2 protein-coding genes are annotated in these 1,815 nt (G+C 54.0%); both read left to right on the top strand.

Annotated elements, in window-relative coordinates:
- On the top strand, window positions 1-637 hold a 637-nt coding region (locus PY649_RS34650), incomplete at its 5' end, for a porin (protein ID WP_285873575.1).
- A gap of 466 nt (window positions 638-1,103) precedes the next feature.
- On the top strand, window positions 1,104-1,815 hold a 712-nt coding region (locus PY649_RS34645), incomplete at its 3' end, for a porin (RefSeq protein ID WP_285873574.1).

The raw sequence follows: 1,815 nt of genomic DNA, 5'->3' as shown, positions 1-1,815 counted from the left end.
CGTGATCTATGACGGCCCGTACGAACTCAACCAGATCACCTACAACTATGACGCCGGCAACGGCTTCACGGCTGTGGTTTCGGTGGAAGATTCCAACTCGTCAAACGATGCATCGTCCTACGGCGGCGCTTGGGAGACCAGCAGGCAAAATCACTATGCTCCGAACGTTGTTGCCGGTGCTGGCTACAAGGCTGGTGCATGGTCCTTCAAGGTCGTCGGCGGTTATGACTCCATCGTCGAAGAAGGCGCTATCAAGGCTCGTATCGACGCTGACTTCGGTGTCTTCTCGGCCTTCTTGATGGGCGGCTGGAACACGGACGGCGACAAGCTGAACCAGTACGCTGGTTCGAACTTGGATGTGTCGGCTTGCACCCATTCGGACGGCACCATCCATGGCGCAGATTGCGGCTGGGGTGACTGGGCAGTTTGGGGCGGCGTTGGCGTTCCGATCAACGACAAGCTGAAGTGGAACCTGCAGCTCGCTTACACCGACTCGAAGATCTTCGCCGCAACCACGAACATCAAGTGGAACCCGGTCAAGAACCTGCTCATCGAGCCGGAAGTATCCTACACCAACTGGGATTCGATCGGCCAGGACGAGTGGGCTGGTATCCTCCGCTTCGAGCGCACCTTCTAATCTGATTTGACCTCGGTCAAAATCTGATTGTCACGTCAGTGACGAAAAGCCCGGCTTTCGAGCCGGGCTTTTTGCTTTCAGTGTGTTCAATTCCAGCTACGCGAGTATCGGTAAGTGGTGTCCCGTATACTGAGAGTTAGAGTATTCTAATTAAGTATAATATTACAACATAAGTATTTTCGAAAATAACTTCAAGTATAGTTCAATATTGAACACGACAGCGATGTGACAATTTTGCGACGTGATCTTTGTGCAACGCGAAATTCGAAACAATCGTCACATATGATTATAGTTTGTCTCTGATATTGCTCTAAAAATTTCGATCTGTATTTCTCAAATCGGAAGCAAGGCTTATCGTCTTGGTTCTCCCAGATCAGGGGTCAACTTTGAACACAAGGTGGGGTAGGGCACGTCGTTTTTCGGCGCGAATTCTCATACCTAATCGATATTTAGAACTGGAGTTATTATGAACATCAAGAGCCTTCTTCTCGGCTCCGCTGCTGCGCTGGCAGCAGTTTCCGGTGCTCATGCGGCCGACGCCATCGTTGCTGCCGAGCCGGAGCCGCTTGAATACGTCCGCATCTGCGACGCATATGGCGCTGGCTACTTCTTCATTCCGGGCACCGAAACCTGCCTCAAGGTTGGCGGCATGGTTCGTACGGAAGGTGAATGGTACAACGCTTACAATCCAGGCCCGAAGGGCGACCGCGGCACCTTCTGGCACACCCGCGCTCAGCTTTCCATCGACACTGCATCGGACACCGAATACGGTCCGCTGAAGACCGACACCGTCTACCGTTTCGACTGGTCGGAAGGCGGTTCCACGACCCCCAAGCTGCTCTGGGCTAACATCAGCCTTGGCGGTTTCCTGGTTGGTAAGCAGGACTCGCAGTACAACCTGTTCACCGGCTACGCCGGCGACGTCATCAACGACGACGTGGTCTGGGACGGCCCGTACGAACTCAACCAGTTGACATACAACTATGACGCCGGCAACGGCTTCACGGCTGTCGTCTCGCTCGAAGATTCCAACTCTGGTTCGGATTCGTCTTCCTTCGGCGGCGCTTGGGTTCAGTCCAAGCAGAACCACTACGCTCCTAACGTCGTTGCTGGTGCCGGCTACAAGGCTGGTGCATGGCAGTTCCGCGTCGTCGGTGGTTATGACTCCATCGTCGAAG

It is taken from the genome of Rhizobium mayense (assembly GCF_030272705.1).
Classification (GTDB): Bacteria; Pseudomonadota; Alphaproteobacteria; order Rhizobiales; family Rhizobiaceae; genus Rhizobium; species Rhizobium mayense.
This window is presented reverse-complemented; position numbering and strand designations above follow the sequence as displayed.